The sequence below is a fragment of the Mesorhizobium sp. WSM4807 genome (assembly GCF_055811615.1).
In genome coordinates, this window is the sequence record NZ_JBVVQY010000023.1 from 35,714 (window position 1) to 56,219 (window position 20,506).

Consider the following 20,506-nt stretch of genomic DNA (forward strand, 5'->3'; position numbering starts at 1 on the left):
TTCGAAACCAAGCAGAAACAACGGTTTGACAATGAGCCGGTAGCTGTTGGTCCCTTCGCGGCGCCATCCGGCCGGAATCCTGCAATGCGGCCTTCACACGGCCTTGAGTTCGTGGCGAATGGAGGCGGAAGCATGCGGCATTTTGGGCGTCTTTTTCACGCAATCGGCAGCGTTGCCGGGGATCGCAGCGGAAATTTAGCGGTTCTGTTCGGCATGGTTGCGTCGGTGCTGGCGCTGGGCGTCGGCTTTGCCGTCAACGTTTCCCAACTCTACAACGCCAAGTCGAGCCTGCAGGGTGTGATCGATGCGGCGGTGACCTCTACGGCACGCGACCTGACGACCGGCGTCATCAAGGAGGCCGATGCCAACAAGTCGGTGCAGGCGTTTCTCGATGCCAACAGCCAAGCGGGCATCCTGCAGGCTGATCGGATCGTCCTCGACAAATTGACCATCGACAGGACCGCCAAGACGGTTCAGGCGGACGTTCATGTCGATCTCGGCCTTTATTTTCCGCTTTTCAGCATGGGTGACATGAAGCGCGTTGCGGCATCGACGACAGCGCTCTATTCGGACAAGACCATCGAAGTGGCGATGATGCTCGACGTCACAGGGTCGATGGCCGGCCAGAAAATCATCGATCTGAGGACAGCTGCAGCGAACGCGGTCGACAGCTTCCTGGACGGCCAGGACTCCTCCAACCCCCGGGTGCGTGTCTCCATCGTACCATACGCCAATTCGGTGAATGCCGGCGCGCTTGCCACCAGCAGCGTCTATGTCGAAACCTCGACCAGCCAGCGCAAGCAGGCGCCAGGCAATGGCGCCATACAGTACGTCTCCGGCTTAATGCGTCCAGACAATTGCGCCACCGAGCGCAAAGGCACCTATCAATATTCGGATGCGGGCCCCGAGGTCAGCATGGTCAATCGCGATTACCTGTTGTCGTCCTTTGCCTGGCAGATCGGCACGGCTGCCTGCCCGGCCGCCGCGTTGAAGCCGCTGACGGCGGACGCCGCGGCGCTCAAGAACGTCATCAAGAACTTTGTCGCATCGGGCGGCACCTCGGGCCATATCGGCGTGCAGTGGACCTGGTACATGCTTTCGGAAAATTGGGGCAGTGTGATGAATGCTTCGCAGCGGCCGGCCAAGGCGGATCCGAACAAGGTCGCCAAAATCGCGATCCTGATGACCGACGGCGAGTTCAACCTGTCCTATTTCGATGCCAGCACTGTCGGTGAGGTCTACAATGATGCCGGCAAGGAACCGACCCGCACGGCAGCCAAGACGCTCTGTACCGCCATGCGCGCCAAGGGCATCGAAATCTTCACCATCGGTTTCGATCTCAACGAGGAGATTGCCCGGGCGACACTGCAGAATTGCGCGAGCCCGGATACCGCCAAGATCAAGCACTTCTATCAGGCCGCCAACGGGACGGAACTCAACCAGGCTTTCCAGGACATAGCGCACAACATCGAAAGCCTGGCATTGACCAAATAGAGGGCATTGACCAGACAGGATCCGGACAAGGAAAAGGCCGCCGCTTCTTTCGAAGCCGGCGGCCTTCCGTGTTTCCGTCCATGGCGCGGCTCATGGCGGCGACGTGACTTAAAGTGCTGGAGCGTCCTTTGCGCGTCCAAAGGACGCGCGGCGCTCCAGGCGTCGCCAGCCGCGCATCTCGCGCCTTAACGGGAAGACTGCTTCCCGAAAGTGCAATCCGCTGAGGCCACGTTCTGGAAAACGAAATCACTCGACATCGGATCACCTCCTTTCGATTTGTTGAAGACGCCCCCATGATGGGGTGTCGATCCGCAAATGGCAAGGCGCCATGGTGAAAATGCCGTGCGGGCTTGTCGCTGGCGGCTTGCGGCTATCCGATCGGACAGGCAAAGTCGGCGTCGGACCGCGAGCGTGCTGAGCAGGGGAGGACGGGGATGGAGGCAGCCGACAGAGCCGCACGGATCGTTCGAACGGTTATCGAAACATTGAAGCCGGGTTTCGCGGTCAGGCTGTGGAACGGCGAGCGGATCGGGCCCGCCACCGGCCCGGTGCTCACCATCAACGATCAGGACATCGTCTGGCAAGTGATGCGTCGGCCCAACCTCTCGACGCTGATCGAAATGTGGATTTCCAAGACCATCGACGTGGAAGACGGGTCGCTGTTCGATTTCTACGCTCTGCCTGCGCACGGCAAGCTCAGGACGAAGCTCAAGTCGTTGCCCAAGCTCGCGGTCCTGCGCGACCTGCCGGCCGTGCTGTTTTCGAGAAAACAGATGACGGCGCGGACCGACCTTTCCGGGCGCAACCCCTTCGTCAGCGGGTCGAACAGGCAAGCGATCCAGCACCACTACGACATTTCGAACGCCTTCTACCGGCTCTTCCTCGACGAACGCATGGTCTATAGCTGCGGCTATTTCACCGATTTCGCCAATGGAATCGACGAGGCGCAGAAAGACAAGCTCGATCATATCTGCCGCAAGCTCCGGCTGAAGCCCGGCGAAAAGCTGCTCGACATCGGCTGCGGCTGGGGTGCCATGCTCATCCATGCCGCGAAAAATTACGGCGTCATCGGCCACGGCGTCTCGCTGTCGGAAGCCCAGACCCAGCTCGCCCGCGAGCGCATCCGCGCTGAGGGCCTGGAGGACCGCATCACCATCGAGATAAAATCCTACGCCGAGCTGTCCGTCTCCTTCGACAAGATATCGTCGATCGGCATGTTCGAGCATCTGGGGCTCGCCAACCACGCCGCCTATTTCTCGACCATCCATCGGCTGCTCAAACCGGGCGGCATCTATCTGCACCACGCCATTACCCGGCGCGACAAGGGCAGCATCAAGAAGACGTTGCGCAAGGGCCCGGAATTCAAGGCGCTGATCAAATACATCTTTCCCGGCGGCGAGCTCGACACGATCGGCATGACGCTCGGCAATCTCGAGGCGCACGGCTTCCTCGTCTACGATGTCGAGAATTTGCGAGAGCACTACGCTCGCACCTGCCGCCTGTGGGCCGAGCGCCTCCACGCACGCTTCGACGAGGCGATCGCCGAGGTCGGCGAAGCCAAGGCGCGCCTCTGGCTGCTTTATCTCACCGGCTGCTCGATCACTTTCGAACGCGCCTCGGCGCAGATTTTCCAGACCGTCGTCACCAAGCGCGCGCGGGGCCCGAGCGGCCTGCCGCCGACGCGAGCAGATCTTTACCGATAATTGGTTTCGTGAACTCATGAAGGCAACGGCTTAGCGGCTAGTGTTTGACGCCTTTGGTTGCTGCGAGAAGCGCTGCGAAGTCTGCTGGGGTCATTTTGGAGAGCGTCGCCGGCGATGTCGCTGCGTTCGAGGATATCGAACTCCGCATTGCCCCGCTGCTTTTCGAACAGCAAATCGGTCGACGACAGCCGGCTGCAGCCATAGGCCAAAATCGTGCCGCGAGGCCGCGCACCAGACAAGGTGGCGCGTCTGCGACGGCAACGCTAGCGACTAACGATCGAGGTGTTTTGGCACATCACAAGCCCGCCCGCTGGTGTTATGCTGCCTTTCGCCTCCGAGGCTTGGTCAATGCTGACGTGCGACGAGGCGGAGGAGGAGGGCATGGCAGCGACGGAGCTTCAAAATCGCAGTGGCGTGCGGATTGGCACTGATCTTATCGATGAGTTCGCCGTCGGGTTGGCCGGACGCTTGATCCGGCCCGCTGATGCAGACTACGACGAGGCGCGTCGGATTTGGAACGCGGCAATCGACCGGTATCCTGGATTGGTTTCACGCTGCCTCGGCGTCGCCGATGTAATCCACGCGGTGAAATTCGCCGCTAGAAACAACCTTCTCGTCGCGGTGCGTGGGGGCGGTCACAATGTCGCCGGGCGGGCACTATGCGACAACGGCATTGTTGTCGATCTCTCCGCCATGCGTGGCGTGCTGGTTGAACCCAAGACGCGCACCGTGCGGGTGCAAGGCGGCGCGACGCTTGGCGACCTCGACCGCGAGACACATCTGCATGGGCTGGCGGTGCCGGTCGGCGTCGTATCGAAGACCGGCGTTGCCGGGCTGACACTCGGCGGTGGCGTAGGCTGGCTGGTGCGAAAGCACGGGCTGAGTTGCGACAACGCGATCTCGTTTGAGCTGGTGACGGCGGAGGGACGCCTGCTGACGGCCAGCGCAGAAGAACACCCGACCTCTTCTGGGCCCTACGCGGCGGAGGCGGCAATTTCGGCATTGTCACCTGCTTCACCTTCCGCGCGCAGCGAATATCGTCGGTGTTCGGCGGCTTGATCGTTCATGGCCGCGACAAGGCTCGCGAGGTGCTGCGCTTCTATCGCGACTTCATGGCCACGGCACCGGAGGAACTGACTGCCTACGCGGCCATGTTGACGACGCCGGACGGCATGCCGGCGGTCGGCATAATCGCATGCTGGTGCGGTGACATGGAAGAAGGCGCACGCGTGCTGGCGCCGCTGCGAGCCTTCGGTCCGCCGCTGCTCGACGCCATACAGCCAATGCCCTACCCGTCGATGCAGAAACTGCTGGACGGGGCATTCCCGGACGGCACCCACAATTACTGGAAGGCGAGCTTCGTTCCGCGACTTACCGATACGGTCATCGACCTGCTTGTTGAGCATGGAAACCGCATGGAGTCGCCTCTCTCGGCCTGTCTCGTGGAGTTCTACGGCGGCGCGCCGGGCCGGGTCAGTCGCACGGACTCTGCCTTCGCTCAGCGGAACGCGGAATACAACATTGGGATGACTGCGCAGTGGACCGATCCGGCCGAAAGCGAAAGGCATATAGCCTGGGTGCAGGCCATGTACGATGCGTTCGAGCCGCATTCGAGTGGCATGCACCTTCTCAACTTTCAGAGCGAACCCGCGGACCAGGTGATCCGTGCCTCCTTCGGTGATAATTACAGTCGGCTTGCCGAGGTGAAGCGGAAATATGATCCCATGAATTTTTTCAGCCTCAACCAAAACATCTCGGCCGCGGCACACTAGGTTGGCGGCTGCGAGGTCCGGTTCGGGTGGGAAGGCGTCTTAGACCAGCTGCATCGCCTCGCCGAGGCTTTGAAGCCGAGATAGGAGGAAACGGCGCGGTTGCTTTCGGCGCCCGGTGCCGCCAACCAATCGCCGTCGGGAATCGCGATCTCCAGTTCGCAGGCTTGCGACAGCCGGCTCCGGATGCGCGGCACCTGTGCCATTTCGTGTCGCGATCGGGCCGCGCGATCTCGTTGTTCGAAGCATCGATGAGGCCGAACAGGCGGTCGCCGTCGATCCCCTCTGGACCGACCGAAATTGCCTCCAGGCGTTCGCCTGCGAGCGAACTCGCCGGGTAGCGCCAAAGTTGGCTGGCGGCACCTATTGCCGCCTGCATCAGGCCCTCTTGTTCTGCCGGTTGGCGACGAGGTCGTCGACGACCGCCGGGTCGGCCAGCGTCGAGGTATCGCCGAGCGCGGCAAAATCGTCCTCGGCGATCTTGCGCAGGATGCGCCGCATGATCTTGCCGGAACGGGTTTTCGGCAGGCCCGGAGCGAACTGGATCTTGTCGGGCGTGGCGATGGCGCCGATGTCCTTACGGACATGGGCGACGAGTTCCTTGCGCAGCTCCTCGTCCGGCTTCTCGCCGGCCATCAATGTGACGTAGCAGTAGATGCCCTGGCCCTTGATGTCGTGCGGATAGCCGACGACGGCGGCTTCCGAGACTTTCTCGTGCGAAACCAGTGCCGATTCGACCTCGGCCGTGCCCATGCGGTGGCCGGAGACGTTGATGACGTCGTCGACGCGACCGGTAATCCAGTAGTAGCCATCGGCGTCGCGGCGGCAGCCGTCACCGGTAAAATACTTGCCCTTGTAGGTGGAAAAATAAGTCTGCACGAAGCGCTCGTGGTCGCCATAGACAGTGCGCATCTGGCCCGGCCACGAATCGGTGATGCAGAGGTTGCCGCTTGCAACGCCTTCCAGCACCTTGCCGTCACCGTCGACCAGCTGCGGCTTGACGCCGAAGAAGGGCCGCGTCGCGGAACCTGCCTTCAGGTCAGTGGCACCGGGCAGCGGCGTGATCAGGATGCCGCCAGTCTCGGTCTGCCACCAGGTGTCGACGATCGGCACCTTGCCGTTGCCGACGACGTTGAAATACCACTCCCAGGCTTCCGGGTTGATCGGCTCGCCGACGGTGCCCAGCACGCGCAGCGATTTGCGCGACGTCCTGGTGACATGGGCGTCGCCGGCGCCCATCAAAGCGCGCAACGCCGTCGGCGCGGTATAGAAGATGTTGACCTTGTGCTTGTCGATGACCTCCCAGAAGCGGGATTGCGACGGATAGTTCGGCACGCCTTCGAACATCAGCGTGGTGGCGCCGTTGGCGAGCGGCCCGTAGACGATATAGCTGTGGCCGGTCACCCAGCCGACATCGGCGGTGCACCAGTAGATGTCGCCGTCATGGTAGTCGAAGACATATTGGTGGGTCATCGAGGCGTAGACGAGATAGCCGGCCGTGGTGTGCAGCACGCCCTTCGGCTTGCCGGTCGAGCCTGATGTGTAGAGGATGAACAAAGGGTCCTCGGCCTTCATCTTCTCCGGCTTGCACTCCGCCTTCACCGAAGCGATCTCGTCGTGGTACCAGACGTCGCGCCCCGGAGCCCAGCCAACCTTGCCGCCGGTGCGGCGCACGACGACGACCTTGTTGACCATCACGAAATTCTTCGCGGCGATGTCGATCGCCTTGTCGGTGTTGTCTTTCAACGGAATCGGCTTGCCGCCGCGCAGGCCCTCGTCGGTGGTGATGACGAAAGTCGATTCGCAGTCGACGATGCGGCCGGCCAATGCATCCGGCGAGAAGCCGCCAAAGACCACCGAATGGATGGCGCCGATGCGCGTGCAGGCAAGCATCGCGTAGGCCGTTTCAGGGATCATCGGCATGTAGATGGTAACGCGGTCGCCCTTCTTGACGCCGTGCTTCTTCATCACATTGGCGAGCCGGCAGACATGCCCGTAGAGCTCGCTATAGGTGATCTTCCTGTCGTCGTAGGGATTGTCGCCTTCCCAGACGATGGCGGTCTGGTCGCCGCGCTTCTTCAGATGCCGGTCGATGCAGTTCCAGGAAACGTTGGTCTCGCCGTCCTCGAACCATTTGATCGAGACCTTGCCGTTGAAGGAGGTGTTCTTGACCTTGCTGTAGGGCTTGAACCAGTCGATGCGTTTGCCGTGCTTGCCCCAGAACTTGTCCGGGTTCTTCACGCTCTCGGCATACCATTTCAAATAGGTGTCATTGTCGATCAGTGCGTTCTTCTTCCACGCCGGCTGGACGCGATGGACATGAACCTCGGACATTTTTTCACTTTCCTCCCAAGACCAACTGCCAGCTTGCTCGCCGAGCAGCATCGCGGCGCGGAGGCCACGAATTCGCGCGCATTATTAACAGTTCCGCCGTGACGGCAATATTAGACGTTGGATTTGCGCGGCGGGATGCCGCAGACGCTTTCTTCACTGTTATCAGCACTCGGGTTGGATCGCTGCTAACTACATGTTTTTGCGTCGTAAACCCGGCCTCAGCTACGAAATATCAATAGACGATTAAGCAAATTGCGCGCACAATTTCAAATTGGGAGGAAAGGAGAATCAACCAGGGGACCGCGATGCGCGACCATTCCGAAATGGACCTGATGCTCAAGGGATACGGCTTGACCACGGCCAAGATCCTTTATCATTTTCCCGATCATCCGCATCTGCTGCAGAGCTTCATCTGGCAGGACTACGACATCGCTCCGAAATTTCCGGTGCTGATCCGGTTCATCGAGTTCTGGCAGACCAAGCTCGATGGTCCGCTGCATTCGGTGAGTTATACGCACCAGAAGCTGATCGCGCCCAACGAATGGCACAAGGTGGACGGCGAGTTCGTGCTGCATTAGGCAACGGCGCAGGACGTCAGCTTGCAATCGTGTGGTTGCTGAGGTCGGCGCTCTACGGCGCCCCCCTCTGTCCTGCCGGACATCTCCCCCACAAGGGGGGAGATCGGCAGCTTCGCTGACCGCGCCGTTCTTTCACAACGTTGGCGATCTGGCGAAAGCCGTTGCGACATCCAATCTCCCCCACGTGGGGGAGATGTCCGGCAGGACAGAGGGGGCGCTGTCCCGCGGCCTGCCGGCCCGCGCGCAATTAAACCGCAGGCGGGCTCAGCCGGGCAAAACCCTCCTGCCGGCGATAGGGGAAATACGGATAGGGCGCGGTGACTGCGCTTGCCGCGTCGAGCTTCTTCATCTGGTCTGATGTCAATGACCAACCGACGGCGCCGAGGTTCTGGCGCAGCTGCTCCTCGTTGCGCGCGCCGATGATGACAGAGGCGACGGTCGGCCGCTGCAGCAACCAGTTGATGGCGATCTGCGGCACCGTCTTGCCGGTTTCCTTGGCGACAGTGTCGAGCGCATCGACGACCCGGTAGAGTTGCTCGTCCTCGACCGGTGGCCCGAAGCCTGCGGTGTCGTGCAACCGGCTTGTTTCCGGCAGTGGCTCGCCGCGGCGGATCTTGCCGGTCAGGCGGCCCCAGCCGAGCGGGCTCCACACCAGCGCGCCAACGCCCTGGTCGAGGCCGAGCGGCATCAGCTCCCATTCATAATCGCGCCCGACCAGCGAGTAATAGACCTGATGGGCGACATAGCGCGGATAGCCGTTCTTGTCCGCCAGGCCGAGCGATTTCATCACTTGCCAGCCGGAAAAATTGGAGACGCCGACATAGCGCAGCGTGCCGGCGCGCACGAGACTGTCCAGCGTCGACAGCACCTCCTCGATCGGCGTTGAGGCGTCGAAAGCGTGCAGTTGCAGCAGGTCGATGTAGTCGGTGCCGAGCCGCTTCAGTGCGCCCTCGACGGCCTTGATAAGACGCGAACGGGAGGAGCCGGCATCGTTGGGTCCGTCGCCCGTCGGCAGCGAGGTCTTGGTCGAGATCAGCACGGCATCGCGGCGGCCCTTGATGGCCGCGCCGAGCACCTCCTCGGAGGCGCCATTCGAATAGACGTCGGCGGTGTCAAACAGGTTGACGCCGGCCTCAAGGCAGATGTCGACCAGCCGCCGCGCTTCCGTCGCATCGCTGTTGCCCCAGGCGCCGAACAGCGGCCCCGAACCGCCGAAGGTTCCAGCGCCGAACGAGAGCGCCGGGACCTTCAGACCCGAGGCGCCAAGACGTCGATAATCCATGGTTTTGCTCCTTGTATCGAAGGGTGGTTGGATTTGTTTGGGATCGTCACGACCGGGCGGATGCCGGTGCGCCGAGCTCCGAGCTGCGGTCGAGGCGCAGCGCTAATCCCGCCACGGCCAGTGCGGAGAGCGGCAGCAGGGCGGCGACCCAGCTGACGGCGCCGAGGCCGGGGCCATGGGCGATGACCACGCCGCCGAGCCAGGCGCCGGCGGCGTTGCCGAGGTTGAAGGCCGCGATGTTGAAGGATGAGGCCAGGCTCTGGCCGGCGCCTTCAGCCTTTTCCAGCACCCACATCTGCAGCGGCGCCACGGTGGCGAAGGCGGCGGTGCCGAGCAGGCCGACATAGATGACGGCCATCACCTGGCTGTGCAGGGCAAAAGTCATCGTGCCGAGCACCAGCGCCAGCACAACGAGACTGCCGAGGACGGAAGGCACCAGCCAGCGGTCGGCGAACTTACCGCCGGCGAGATTGCCGGCGATGAGGCCGCCGCCGAAGACCAGCAGGATCGGCGACACGGCTGCTTCCCCAAAACCCGTGATCTCGGTCAGCAGGGGAGCGATATAGGTGAAGACGGCGAAGACGCCGGCATAGCCAAGCACGGTGGTGGCGAAGCCAAGCAGGACCGGCGCGCGGCCGAGCACGGCGAGATCGCCGCGCAGGTCGCTCTTCTCAGGCGCTGCCTGGCTGCGCGGCACCAGCAGGAGAATGATGGCGAAGGCGACGATGCCGACCAGGGTTACCGCCCAGAAGGTCGCGCGCCAGCCGAAGGCCTGGCCGAGCCATGTGCCGAAGGGCACGCCGAGGATGTTGGCGATGGTCAGGCCGGTGAACATCAGGGCGATCGCCGAGGCCTTCTTGTTGGGCGCCACCAGCCCGGTCGCCACGACCGAACCAACGCCGAAGAAGGTGCCGTGGGCAAAGGCGGTGAGCACGCGGGCAGCCATCAGTGTCCAGTAGTCGGGGGCCAGCGCACAGGCGAGATTGCCCAGCGTGAAGATCGCCATCAGCGCCAGAAGCACCGTCTTGCGCGGCCAGCGGCTGGTGGCGATCGTCAGCAGCGGCGCGCCGATGACGACGCCGAGCGCATAGCCCGAAATCAGCTGGCCGGCAGCCGAGATCGAGACTCCGAGATCGGTGCTGACGTCGAGCAGCAGGCCCATGATGACGAATTCGGTGACACCGATGCCGAAGGCACCGGCGGCGAGGGCGTAAAGAGCAAGAGGCATGGCGGTTCCCACTTCGATGACAGCCAGTGTTGAAGACGGGACGCCGTGTCCTCCCACGCCCCGTCCCGGAAGATCGTGTCGCGGCGTGCTGTGAACCAGTCTTGCGCAGGGCACATTGTCTGTGAAATAGATTCACGAATGGCGAGACCCGACATCAACCGCTCCGGCGAGATCGAAGTGTTCGTCCGCGTCGTCGAGGCGGGCAGTTTTTCGGCCGCCGCTCGCGCGTTGCGGATGACGCCGTCGGCAGTGAGCAAACTGATTGCGCGGCTTGAGGCCCGTCTTGGCGCGCGGCTGATCAGCCGTTCGACACGCACGCTGCAACTGACACCGGAGGGCGCGGCCTTCTTCGACAGCGGCGTGCGCATCCTGGCCGACATGGCGGCAGCCGAGCGCGAGGCGGCGGCCGGCGCCGCCCCGCGCGGCCGGCTGCGCGTCAACAGCTACGTGCCCTTCGGGCAACACCGGCTGATCCCGCTTTTGCCGCGTTTCCTCGAACGCTATCCGGAAATCACCATCGATCTGGTTTTGACCGATCATGTCATCGACCTCATGGAGGAGCGCGCCGATGTCGCGATCCGCGCCGGGCCGCTCGGCGAATCACGGTTGGTGGCGCGCAAGCTCGGGCAAAGTCCGGTGGTCGTCGTCGCTGCGCCGTCCTACCTGAGGACGCACGGCACGCCCCGAACGCCGGCCGATCTCGATCATCACAGCCGGATGGGTTTCTGCTTCGTGCGCCATCTCGATGATTGGCCATTCGTCGACGCGGCCGGCGAGGCCGTTCTCGTCCCGATAACCGGAAATGCGCTGGTCAGCGATGGCGAGGCGATGCGGCTGATGGCGCTTTCGGGGGCGGGCATCGCCCGGCTGGCGCGCTGGCATGTGGAACCCGACATCGCCGCCGGGCGGCTGGTACCGCTTCTGGAGGCCTTCAACCCAGGCGACGAGGAGCGTACCCACGCCGTCTATGTCGGGCAGGGCAAGCATTTGCCGGCGCGGGTGCGGGCCTTTCTCGATTTTCTGGTCGAGACGGTCCGCCTGACCTGAGCCTAAAGAAGATCGGAGCCCAAAGAAGATCGGGAGCCGGTCGGCTCCCGAAACATCAATCGAGGTGAGATTGAATTACTTTTTCGGCGCAAAGGGCGCCGGCCGCCGGCCGGCCGCCTGACGCTCGAGCATCCAGCCCGGATATTCGGCCGGCAGCGCGCTGACCTCGTCGAGACGAGCAAGATCGTCGGTGTCGAGCTTCAACTCGGTGGCGGCAAGGTTCTGTTCGAGCTGCTCCATGCGGCTGGCGCCGATGATCACGCTCATCACGAAGGGTTTGGCGAGCACATAGCTCAGCGCGACCGTGGCGACGCTGACGCCATGCTTGCCGGCGATCTCGCGCATGACGGCGACCGCCGCCCAGGCGCGGCCCTCATTTACAGGCGGGAAATTGAAGCTGGCGCGGCGGCCTTCGCCATTGCCGGGCGCGCCGGGTCCGTATTTGCCGGAAAGCAGCCCGCCCGCCATCGGCGACCAGACCATCAGTCCAAGCTTCTCCTCGTTGAGCAGCGGAACGATCTCGCGCTCCAGGTCGCGGCCGGCGATCGAATAGTAGGACTGGACGGTCTCAAAACGGGCGAAGCCCTTGCGTTCGGCGATGCCCAATGCCTTGGCGATGCGCCAGGCCGCCCAGTTCGAAACGCCGACATAGCGGACCTTGCCGCTGGCAACCAGATCGTCGAGCGCCCGCAGCGTCTCATCGATCGGCGTCACCGTGTCGGTGCCGTGAAGCTGATAGAGATCGATATGGTCGAGCTGCAGCCGCTCGAGACTGCCCTCGACCGAACCCATGATGTGGCCGCGCGAGGAACCGCGCTGGTTGGGGCCGTCGCCCATGGCGCCATGGACCTTGGTGGCGATGATCACATCCTGCCGGTTGATGCCGAGATTCCGCAGCGACTGGCCGAGAAGCCGTTCCGATGCGCCGAAGGAATAGACGTCAGCCGTGTCGAAGAAATTGACGCCGGCGGCGAGCGAGCGCTGGACGATCCCGTCGACGCCGTCCTGGTCGAGGCTGGCGATCAGGCCCCATTGGGCGTTTTCGCCGGCGGCGCCGAAGGTCATGGTGCCCAGGCAAAGTTCGGAGACGAACATCCCCGTATTTCCAAGTTGATTGTAACGCATGCTGGCTCCAGAAAGTTTTGGAATAACCCGGCCAATATAGGAACGATACGTTCCGTTTCTATTCGTTGGCTTAACGGCCTAGTGGTTCTGGACCAAGCTCCGCGACCCGACGATCCGGCGTGGTGGGGAAACAGGTCAGATTGTCCAAGGATTGAGGACCGTCACCCCAGTATCGTCGAAATCGGCGACGTTTCGCGTAACCAGAATGAGGTCGTGGACGAGCGCGGTGGCGGCGATGAGCGTGTCGGCGCTGCCTCGCGTGCGGCCAGCCGAGATGCGACCCCACGACAACGCGACATCTTCAGTAACCGCAAGGATGCGGTCGGCATTGACCCGCCGAAGCTCTCGCAGCCACAGATCGAGGCGCATTGCCCGTTCGGGATCGACCTTGCGCAGCTTGACGATCCCGCGTTCGATCTCCCCGAGCGTGATGACACTGAGATTGACCGAATCCGGATCCACTGAAGCTAGCCACGCGGTAGGCTTGGGCAAGCGTCGTTCCACATCCGAAACGATGTTCGTGTCGAGCAGGTACATCAGAGGTCGATGTCGCGGATCATCGTATCCGAGCGACGGTTGACCTCCTCGGCGAAATCATCATCCCAGACGGGACCGGTCAGAAGATATTCTGCCAGTGACTTCTTTTTTCCCGACAAGCGGTCATAGTCTTCGGCAGAAAGCACCACCGCCGCGCGCTCGCCACGCAGGGTCACCGTCTGCGGTCCCTCGCTGCGCGCGCGCTGAACCACTTTGGAAAAGTTGTTTTTCGCATCCTGAAGATGCCAGTTCATGGGCCCTCTCCTAGCTAGCTTGGCTAGGTATATGCCTGACGCGCCCGACTATCAAGGCTGATCGCTAAACTGCCGCTAAACGAAATGTCCGCTAGCGGCTGCCGAAAATCGCCGAGCCGACCCTGACACTTGTCGCGCCGAAGGCGATCGCCGTCTCGTAATCGCCGGACATGCCCATGGAGAGCTTTTCGACCCCGGTCTCAAGCCCAAGTTTCTCCAACAGCGCGAAATGCGGACCGGGATTCTCGTCGGCCGGCGGAATGCACATCAGACCTTCGATGGCGAGGCCATGAACCGTACGGCAGCGGGTGACGAAGGCGACGGCTTCGCGCGGTTCGATGCCTGCCTTTTGCGGTTCCGAGCCGGTGTTGACCTGGACGTAGAGTTTTGGTGACCGGCCTTGTCTGGCGATTTCCTTGGCGAGTTCGGCAGCGATCTTCTCGCGATCGACCGTCTCGATGACATCGAACAGCGCGACCGCTTCCTTCGCTTTGTTCGATTGCAGCGGACCGATCAGGTGCAGCTCGATGTCCGGAAAAGCTTCCTTCAGCGCCGGCCATTTGGCTTGTGCTTCCTGGACGCGGTTCTCGCCGAAGACACGCTGGCCGGCGTCGATGACCGGGCTGATATCGGCGGCGTCGAAGGTCTTCGAAACCGCGACCAGCGTCACCGCGTTGGCTTGCCGTCCCGCCTCGCGCTCGGCGGCGGCGATCTTCGCCTTGACCGTGAAAAACTGTTCGACGGCGCTCGCCATGCCTATATCCTGACCCTAGTTTTTGCCCTGGCCGGAGCGTCGCAGTTGACGGGTCCGGCAATCCATGGTGAACACCGCGACGACATTTCCTGAGCCGCCGGGCATGTCCGGCTGTTCGCGCATGCTTTTAAGTGAAAAACACCCGATGGCAATCGAACGTTACAATCCGCGCGCGTCAGAGCCCAAATGGCAGAAGGCCTGGGACGCCAAGAAGCTGTTCGAGGCTGATAACGACGACCAGCGTCCGAAATACTACGTGCTCGAGATGTTCCCCTATCCGTCGGGGCGCATCCATATCGGCCACACCCGCAACTACACGATGGGCGACGTCGTGGCGCGCTACAGGCGAGCCAAGGGTTTCAACGTGCTGCACCCGATGGGCTGGGATGCCTTCGGCATGCCGGCCGAGAACGCGGCGATGCAGAACAAGGTCCATCCCAAGGACTGGACCTATCAGAACATCGCCGCCATGCGCGAGCAGCTCAAGGTCATGGGCCTGTCGCTCGATTGGGCACGCGAATTCGCCACCTGCGATGTCGACTACTACCACCGCCAGCAGATGCTGTTCCTCGATTTTGTCGAGAAGGGGCTGGTGACGCGCAAATCCTCCAAGGTCAACTGGGATCCGGAGGACATGACGGTGCTTGCCAACGAGCAGGTCATCGACGGACGCGGCTGGCGCTCGGGCGCGCTGGTCGAACAGCGCGAGCTGACGCAGTGGTTCTTCAAGATCACAGACTATGCGCAGGATCTGCTGGACTCGCTGGAAGGCCTCGACGAATGGCCGGAAAAAGTGAAGCTGATGCAGGCGAACTGGATCGGCCGTTCGGAAGGCCTGCTGATCCGCTGGCCGCTGGCCACTCCAGTCGATGGCGAAGATGAGCTGGAGGTCTACACGACGCGGCCCGACACCATCTTCGGCGCCTCCTTCATGGCGGTCGCAGCTGATCATCCGCTGGCGAAGAAGGCGGCCGAAAGCAATCCGGCGCTGGCCAAGTTCATCGACGAGGTTCGCCATATGGGCACTTCAGTGGCGGCACTGGAGACAGCCGAGAAGAGGGGTTTCGATACCGGCATCCGCGTCGTCCATCCGTTCGACGCGAACTGGACGCTGCCTGTCTATGTCGCCAATTTCGTGCTGATGGAGTACGGCACCGGCGCCATCTTCGGCTGCCCGTCCGGTGACCAGCGCGACCTCGACTTCGCTAACAGATACGGCCTGCCGGTCATTCCGGTGGTGATGCCGGAAGGCGAGAATCAAGGAAGCTTCCAGATCATTGACGAGGCCTATGTCGGCGACGGCGTGATGATCAATTCGCGCTTCCTCGACGGCATGAAGCCTGATCAGGCGTTCGACGAGGTGGCGAAGCTGCTGGAACAAAAGACCATCGGCAATCGGCCGATGGCCGAGCGCAAGGTCAACTTCCGCCTGCGCGACTGGGGCATTTCGCGCCAGCGCTACTGGGGCTGTCCGATCCCGATGATCCACTGCGAGGATTGCGGCGTGGTGCCGGTGCCGAAGGCGGATCTGCCGGTCAGGCTGCCGGACGACATCGAGTTCGACCGGCCGGGCAATCCGCTCGATCGCCATCCGACATGGCGGCATGTCAAATGTCCGCAATGCGGCAAGGATGCACGCCGCGAAACCGACACGATGGACACGTTCGTCGATTCGTCCTGGTATTTCGCGCGCTTTACCGCGCCCTGGGCGAACGACCCGACCGATCCCAAGGCAGCTACCGAATGGCTGCCGGTCGACCAGTATATTGGCGGCATCGAGCACGCCATTTTGCACCTGCTCTATTCGCGCTTCTTCACCCGCGCCATGCGCGAGACCGGACATGTCGATCTGGCCGAGCCATTCAAGGGCCTGTTCACGCAAGGCATGGTGGTGCACGAGACCTATCGGGTCGGCAGTGGCTCGAACGGCCGCTGGCTTGCGCCCAGCCAGGTCCGGCTGGAGGACGTCGACGGCAAACGCCGCGCCCTCGAAATCGCGACCGGCGAAGAGGCGGTGATCGGCCCGCTCGAAAAAATGTCGAAGTCGAAGAAGAACACGGTGAGCCCGGAAGAGATTACCGACGGCTACGGCGCCGATACCGCGCGCTGGTTCATGCTGTCGGACTCGCCACCCGAGCGTGACGTCGAATGGACCGACGAGGGTGCTGCCGGCGCGCACCGCTTCATCCAGCGTATCTGGCGCCTGGTGTCGACGGCCGCCGAATCGCTCGCTGCAGTCCAGCCGGCAGCGACGAAGGAGGGCGAGGCAGGGACTGTTTCCAAGGCCGCGCACAAGGCGTTGAAATCAGTCGGCGAGGATATCGAAAAGCTCGCCTTCAACCGCGCCATCGCCCGCATCTACGAGCTCGCCAATGCGCTTACCACGCCGCTCAACGAGGCGGCTGAAGGCAAGGCCGATCCGGCGCTCAAGGCTGCGTGCCGGCAAGCCGTCGACATCCTCGTGCATCTGATTGCGCCGGTGATGCCGCATCTGGCCGAGGAATGCTGGCTGACGCTCGGCGGCACCGATCTGGTCGCCGAACGGTCCTGGCCAGTCTATGAACCGTCGCTTGTCGTCGACAGCGAGATCGTGCTGCCGGTCCAGGTCAACGGCAAGAAGCGCGGCGATTTGACAATTGCCCGCGACGCGGACCAAGGTGCGGTCGAAAAAGCGGTTCTGGCTCTCGACTTCGTGCAGAAAGCGCTCGAAGGTAAGGCACCGCGCAAGGTGATCATCGTCCCGCAGAGGATCGTCAATGTCGTTGCCTGATCCGAAGAAGACAGAAGTGACGCATTTACTGCGCCGTATCGCGCTGTATGGCCTGGTCGCTTCGGTTGCGCTGGTTTCGGCCTGCACGGTGCGCCCGCTCTATTCGAGCGCGCCGCTGTCGGCCGGCTCGCAAGTCGGGGCTGCCGCCGAACTCGGGTCCATCTCGGTCAAGCCGGTCAACACCCGCTACGCCCAGCAGGTCCGCAACAATCTGATCTTCGCGCTCGGCCAGGGTGCGGGCGAGCCGGCTTCGCCCGCCTATTCGCTCGATCTCGGCGTTACCGAACTTGTTGAATCCGCTGCAACCGTGCAGGTCACGACCGATGACGACGAGCCAACGGCGGGCACCGTGACACTGACCGCAAACTATGTGCTGACCGACGCCAAGACCGGTACGACGATCGCGACCGGCAGGCGCTCGATAGCGTCGTCCTTCGACAGGCCCCGTCAGGAATTTGCCTCCTACCGGGCGCAAATCGACGCCGAGAACCGCGCGGCGCGCGAACTGGCGGACCTGCTGCGCCTGTCGATCGCCCAGAATCTGGTCAAGCACCGCAAGACGGTGGCGGGTTAGAGCCTTTCGGCCTGGATCGAGATGTTTCGGTTATCCCTGGCGCAGAAAAAGGCCGATTGCTCGGCCTTTTTTGCGGGAACGCGACGTCTTGATTTCAGCCGATCTTCTGGCCGGTCTTGGCCCAGTCGGCGAGGAACTGCTCCAGGCCCTTGTCGGTCAGCGGGTGCTTGACCAGCGCCTTCAGCGTCGCCGGCGGGGCGGTGATGACGTCGGCGCCGATCAGTGCGGCCTGCTTGACATGGTTCACCGTGCGCACCGAAGCGGTCAGGATCTCGGTCTGGAAATCATAGTTGTCGTAGATGGTGCGGATGTCCGAGATCAGTTCCATGCCGTCCCAGCCGCTGTCGTCGATGCGGCCAACGAAGGGCGAGATGAAGGAGGCGCCGGCCTTGGCCGCGAGCAGCGCCTGCGTGGCCGAGAAGCACAGCGTGACATTGACCATGCGGCCGTCCGACCGGATGTCCTTGCAGGCCCTCAGGCCGTCGAGCGTCAGCGGCACCTTGATGCAGACATTGTCGGCGATCCTGGCCAGGATCTTGGCCTCCGCCATCATGTCCTTGTATTCGGTGGCGACGACTTCGGCCGAGACCGGGCCCTTGACGATCTCGCAGATCTCTCGTGTGACGTCGGCGATCTTGCCGCCGGATTTGAGGATCAGCGAGGGATTGGTGGTGACGCCGTCGAGCAGCCCCAAATCGTTCAGCTCACGGATTTCCTTGACATCGGCGGTGTCGACAAAAAATTTCATGATGGTCTCCTGAAGATTTTTTCATGTGCGTGTCATGCACATTTGGGGTCGGACTTTGATCTAGACGAAAGTCGGGGCAAGGTCACGCCTCATGATCGAAGATTCGCCCTTTGTCGCAGCCGCGCCAGTGCTGGTGCCGATGCCCGCCGAGCGGCCCTACACCTATGCCGTGCCCGCCGGCATGCGCGTGGTGCCGGGCTCGATCGTGCGCGTGCCGCTCGGTCCGCGCCAGGTTGCCGGCATCGTCTGGGACGGCACCGTCGAAAAGGTCGATGCCAAGAAACTGCGCCCGATCGAGCAGGTCTTCGACTGTCCGCCGATCGACCGCGCTATGCGCCGCTTCGTCGACTGGATCGCGCAATACACGCTGTCGCCGCCCGGCATGGTGGCGCGCATGCTGCTGCGGGCGCCGGAGGCCTTCGACCCGGAACCGTGGATCGAAGGGCTGCAACGCACCTTCGCCAAACCCGACCGGATGACGGGTGCGAGGATGCGCGTGCTCGAAACCGCGGAAGGCGGGCTCGCCTGGACGCGATCCGGGCTGGCGCATGCGGCCGGCGTGTCGTCGACCGTCATCGACGGGCTGAAATCGCAAGGCGTGTTCGAGACCGTCATGATCCCGCCGCGACCGGTGGTCGCAGCACCCGATCCGAATTACGCCCAGCCTTCGCTGATGCCGGACCAGAGCGACGCGGCCGAGATGCTGCGCACCAATGTCGCGGCCGGCGCATTCGGGGTCACGCTGCTCGACGGGGTGACCGGATCGGGCAAGACGGAGGTTTATTTCGAGGCGGTGGCGGCGGCGCTCGACCGCGGCAGGCAGGTGCTGATCCTGCTGCCGGAGATCGCGCTGACCCACGCCTTCCTCGAGCGCTTCCAGGAACGGTTCGGCGCCAAGCCGGCGGAATGGCACTCGGACCTGCCGCCAAGGATGCGCGAGCGTGTCTGGCGGCAAGTGGCGGACGGTGGCGTGCGCGTCGTTGCCGGCGCGCGTTCGGCGCTGTTCCTGCCGTTCAGGGAACTTGGGCTGATCGTCGTCGACGAGGAGCATGACCCCGCCTACAAGCAGGAGGACCGCGTCTTCTACAATGCCCGCGACATGGCGGTGGTGCGTGGCCATATCGGCGGCTTTCCGGTGGTGCTCGCCTCGGCGACGCCGTCGGTCGAAAGCCGGGTCAATGCGAGCCAAGGCCGCTATAGCAGGGCGGTGCTTTCGGCGCGCTTTGCCGAGGCAGCGCTTCCCGACCTGAAGACGATCGACATGCGCCGCGCCCCGCCGACGCGCGGCGGCTTCCTGTCGCCGGTGCTGCTTGGCCATATGCGGCAGACGCTGGAGAAACACGAACAATCCTTGCTGTTCCTCAATCGGCGCGGCTATGCGCCGCTGACGCTGTGCCGGGTCTGCGGCCATCGCTTCGGCTGCCCGGTCTGCTCGGCCTGGCTGGTCGAGCACCGCTTTCGCGGCCAGCTCGTCTGCCACCATTGCGGACACAATGAGCGACGGCCCGAGGCCTGCCCGGAATGCGGCACGCTCGACCATCTGGTCGCCTGCGGGCCGGGCGTCGAGCGCATCGCCGAAGAGGTCGTCGCGCATTTCCCAGACGCCCGAACCATCGTCCTGTCGTCCGACCTGATGGGCGGCGTGCGGCGGCTGAGGCTCGAGCTTGAAGCCATCGCCAATGGCGAGGCCGATATCGTCATCGGCACGCAGCTGGTCGCCAAAGGCCACAATTTCCCCAACATGACATTGGTCGGCGTGGTCGACGCCGATCTCGGCCTGGCCAATGGCGATCCGCGCGCCGCCGAACGTACCTTCCAGCTGCTCAGCCAGGTGACCGGCCGCGCCGGCCGCACCGGCAAGAAGAGCCTTGGCCTGCTGCAGACCTTCCAGCCCGACCACCCGGTGATGCGGGCGATCGTCTCCGGCGACGCCGAGGCTTTTTACGAGCGCGAGATCGCCGAGCGCGAGCGGGCGGCGCTGCCGCCTTTCGGCCGGCTCGCCGGAGTCATCGTTAGTGCAGCGACGCGGGCGGAAGCGGAGGGGCATGCGCGGGGTTTGCGGCGCGCCGCACCTCAGGCCGCCGACCTGTTCGTACTCGGCCCGGCCGAGGCGCCGCTGTCGCTGCTCGGCGGCCGCCATCGCTTTCGCCTGCTGATCCAGGGCGAGCGGCGCGCCGACATGCAAGGCTTCATTCGCACCATGCTGGCGGACGGACCGAAGCTACGGGGCTCGGTGCGCGTGCAGGTCGACATCGACCCGCAGAGCTTTTTGTGAGCCCGACCATGCAATTTGGACCGGAGCTGTGAAA

At 63.2% G+C, this 20,506-nt stretch carries 17 protein-coding genes and 1 pseudogene; 9 read left to right on the top strand and 9 right to left on the bottom strand.

The genetic code is table 11. The features are described from left to right. The first annotated feature begins 132 nt into the window (after positions 1-132). The 4 genes from AC0L3N_RS24945 to AC0L3N_RS24960 all read left to right on the top strand — a co-directional run bounded on the left by AC0L3N_RS24945 (position 133) and on the right by AC0L3N_RS24960 (position 4,969). Complete coding sequence (locus AC0L3N_RS24945; protein WP_473550061.1) at positions 133-1,494, top strand: TadE/TadG family type IV pilus assembly protein; 1,362 nt, start codon at positions 133-135, stop codon at positions 1,492-1,494. A gap of 434 nt (positions 1,495-1,928) precedes the next feature. Further along, entirely contained in the window at positions 1,929-3,197 is a 1,269-nt protein-coding gene (locus AC0L3N_RS24950; protein ID WP_473550062.1) for a class I SAM-dependent methyltransferase, read from the top strand. A gap of 381 nt (positions 3,198-3,578) precedes the next feature. Beyond that, positions 3,579-4,256, top strand: a complete 678-nt coding sequence (locus AC0L3N_RS24955) for an FAD-binding oxidoreductase (RefSeq protein ID WP_473550064.1) — start codon at positions 3,579-3,581, stop codon at positions 4,254-4,256. After that, a complete protein-coding gene (locus AC0L3N_RS24960; protein WP_473550066.1) occupies positions 4,241-4,969 on the top strand; it encodes a BBE domain-containing protein in 729 nt (242 codons plus the stop codon). The genes AC0L3N_RS24955 and AC0L3N_RS24960 overlap by 16 nt, the downstream gene beginning before the upstream one ends. A 56-nt stretch (positions 4,970-5,025) precedes the next feature. Here AC0L3N_RS24960 and AC0L3N_RS24965 read toward each other — a convergent pair. Further along, positions 5,026-5,345 (bottom strand): annotated as a pseudogene (locus AC0L3N_RS24965) (MOSC domain-containing protein); the annotation flags it as partial. Beyond that, positions 5,345-7,300, bottom strand: a complete 1,956-nt coding sequence (gene acs, locus AC0L3N_RS24970) for an acetate--CoA ligase (protein ID WP_473550068.1) — start codon at positions 7,298-7,300, stop codon at positions 5,345-5,347. The gene acs and the pseudogene AC0L3N_RS24965, both read right to left, overlap by 1 nt. A 305-nt stretch (positions 7,301-7,605) precedes the next feature. Here acs and AC0L3N_RS24975 point away from each other — a divergent pair, with 305 nt between their 5' ends. After that, entirely contained in the window at positions 7,606-7,878 is a 273-nt protein-coding gene (locus AC0L3N_RS24975; protein WP_065011174.1) for an usg protein, read from the top strand. A 247-nt stretch (positions 7,879-8,125) separates the two neighbouring features. On the opposite strand, the gene AC0L3N_RS24980 is transcribed toward AC0L3N_RS24975, so the two are convergent. After that, entirely contained in the window at positions 8,126-9,160 is a 1,035-nt protein-coding gene (locus AC0L3N_RS24980) for an aldo/keto reductase (RefSeq protein WP_473550070.1), read from the bottom strand. Between the two features lie 46 nt (positions 9,161-9,206). Next, a complete protein-coding gene (locus AC0L3N_RS24985; protein ID WP_473550072.1) occupies positions 9,207-10,388 on the bottom strand; it encodes an MFS transporter in 1,182 nt (393 codons plus the stop codon). Positions 10,389-10,526: 138 nt separating this feature from the next. On the opposite strand from AC0L3N_RS24985, the gene AC0L3N_RS24990 reads away from it, so the two are divergent. After that, on the top strand, positions 10,527-11,435 hold the full coding sequence (locus tag AC0L3N_RS24990; RefSeq protein ID WP_473550074.1) for a LysR family transcriptional regulator: 909 nt from the start codon (positions 10,527-10,529) through the stop codon (positions 11,433-11,435). Between the two features lie 75 nt (positions 11,436-11,510). Here AC0L3N_RS24990 and AC0L3N_RS24995 read toward each other — a convergent pair whose 3' ends face one another. The 4 genes from AC0L3N_RS24995 to AC0L3N_RS25010 form a co-directional block, all read right to left on the bottom strand. After that, positions 11,511-12,560: an aldo/keto reductase gene (locus tag AC0L3N_RS24995; protein WP_473550076.1), complete on the bottom strand. Its 1,050-nt coding sequence runs from the start codon at positions 12,558-12,560 to the stop codon at positions 11,511-11,513. Between the two features lie 135 nt (positions 12,561-12,695). After that, entirely contained in the window at positions 12,696-13,097 is a 402-nt protein-coding gene (locus AC0L3N_RS25000; protein WP_123151234.1) for a type II toxin-antitoxin system VapC family toxin, read from the bottom strand. After that, a complete protein-coding gene (locus tag AC0L3N_RS25005) occupies positions 13,097-13,351 on the bottom strand; it encodes a type II toxin-antitoxin system Phd/YefM family antitoxin (protein WP_123151235.1) in 255 nt (84 codons plus the stop codon). Before AC0L3N_RS25005 ends, AC0L3N_RS25000 begins: the two co-directional genes overlap by 1 nt. 91 nt (positions 13,352-13,442) lie before the next feature. Beyond that, positions 13,443-14,105, bottom strand: a complete 663-nt coding sequence (locus AC0L3N_RS25010; protein ID WP_123150479.1) for a YggS family pyridoxal phosphate-dependent enzyme — start codon at positions 14,103-14,105, stop codon at positions 13,443-13,445. 145 nt (positions 14,106-14,250) lie between these two features. Here AC0L3N_RS25010 and leuS point away from each other — a divergent pair, with 145 nt between their 5' ends. After that, entirely contained in the window at positions 14,251-16,875 is a 2,625-nt protein-coding gene (gene leuS, locus AC0L3N_RS25015; RefSeq protein WP_473550078.1) for a leucine--tRNA ligase, read from the top strand. Further along, on the top strand, positions 16,862-17,449 hold the full coding sequence (gene lptE / locus AC0L3N_RS25020; protein WP_473550079.1) for an LPS assembly lipoprotein LptE: 588 nt from the start codon (positions 16,862-16,864) through the stop codon (positions 17,447-17,449). The genes leuS and lptE overlap by 14 nt, the downstream gene beginning before the upstream one ends. 94 nt (positions 17,450-17,543) lie before the next feature. Here lptE and fsa read toward each other — a convergent pair whose 3' ends face one another. After that, complete coding sequence (fsa, locus tag AC0L3N_RS25025; protein ID WP_123150477.1) at positions 17,544-18,197, bottom strand: fructose-6-phosphate aldolase; 654 nt, start codon at positions 18,195-18,197, stop codon at positions 17,544-17,546. A 91-nt stretch (positions 18,198-18,288) separates the two neighbouring features. Between fsa and AC0L3N_RS25030 the strand changes: the two genes are divergently transcribed. Next, a complete protein-coding gene (locus AC0L3N_RS25030) occupies positions 18,289-20,472 on the top strand; it encodes a primosomal protein N' (RefSeq protein ID WP_473550081.1) in 2,184 nt (727 codons plus the stop codon). The last annotated feature ends 34 nt before the right edge of the window (positions 20,473-20,506 follow it).